Origin of the sequence: Cephaloticoccus capnophilus (assembly GCF_001580045.1) — a bacterium.
Taxonomy (GTDB): domain Bacteria; phylum Verrucomicrobiota; class Verrucomicrobiia; order Opitutales; family Opitutaceae; genus Cephaloticoccus; species Cephaloticoccus capnophilus.
Genome location: NZ_LSZP01000006.1, coordinates 1 through 1,263 on the forward strand (window position 1 = coordinate 1; position 1,263 = coordinate 1,263).

At 58.0% G+C, this 1,263-nt stretch carries 1 protein-coding gene; it reads right to left on the reverse strand.

From position 1 onward, the window contains the following. On the reverse strand, positions 1–1,143 hold a 1,143-nt coding region (locus tag AXK12_RS01005; protein WP_197456943.1), incomplete at its 3' end, for an LPD3 domain-containing protein. Positions 1,144–1,263 lie beyond the last annotated feature (120 nt).

Consider the following 1,263-nt stretch of genomic DNA (forward strand, 5'->3'; position numbering starts at 1 on the left):
ACCGCTCGCCTCAAACACCTGTTGCTTTAACGCCGCCTTCTGCTGCTCCGCAGTCGGACGATTCACAGGCCGAAGCTGGCGGGTCGTGTCACTGGCAGCCGATTTTACTTCAAGGTTAATATCTGCCTTGACATCCGAAGCGGAAGTGTTTTGCTCCTGTCCATAGGCCTCGGGCTTAGTTCCAGCCCCCCCATTGTTAGGGGGTACGCTCAGTTCTAAGTTCCGGGCCTTTTCTATTGGGGCGGGATTTTGGTTGCGTTTCGCGATGGCCTGTGCAAGCGTTTGCACGTCCCCAGCGGAGAAACTTGGCGCGTCTTCGGACACGTCACCCCGAGGGTCAATGTTATTGGGGGGCAATCCATTTGGGTTGCTTGGCCGACCTACTCCAGCCGCTGGGGAATTTCTTTGCCCAAAAAAAGAAACCCCATCTTCGCGCGCGGACGCTTCAAGCCACGCCTCCCCATTCTCGCCATTGTCAAACTCCACCGCTTCCACCGTGTAGAGTTGATTGCCATACGCCGATTGAGGTCTTTCCTTTACGGTCAGCTTGACCAGCTTCACGCGGCCTTCGACCTCCAACGGGGCAAAGAAGCGATGAATCGCTTTAATGGTGGGGTCTGCGGCTCTGTCCGGTTTGCTCCATCCCAGCACAGCGCGAGCAAACAAGCTGTCTACATTGGCGACTGCCGCTGAATGAACGGCGGGGCTTTCAGACTTGGTTATCGCTGAAGCAGATAACATTTTGTCCAGCGAGTTGCGCGAGACAACCGCAGTCATGCCGGTTTGCTGATTGGTCAACGGCTGGCCCTGAAAGGTTTTTGCGGCATCTCTGGCCTGCTTGAAGTTGGTCGCGGCACGCATAGGCGCAGAGGCCGCTTGCTCCATGCTCCAACTCACCCAATCGCGGGATTCGTTAGCCTGGTCGAACTTCGCCCCCTTGGCCCCTTCGCGAGTCTGCGAGAACATCACGCCCTCCAAGTCCCCGATACCGCTAGCCCGTCCGCCTGCGATTGCGCGCACTTCGTCCCCACCGGCCCAGCCTTCTTGCCGCAGGGCCGCGACCGTTGCCATATCTAGGCCCACCGCTTCCGCTAACGTCTGCTTAAACCCAGCGTCTAGTTTCCCCTCCGCTTCGAGCTGCATCAAGTGCCGCCCAGCTCGGAACAACTCGCTTAAAAACGCGCGAAACTTCTCCAGCCACGCACGCACCGATTGCGGAATAGGCACATACCAGCTTTCGGACTTACCCACGAAGTACGCCTG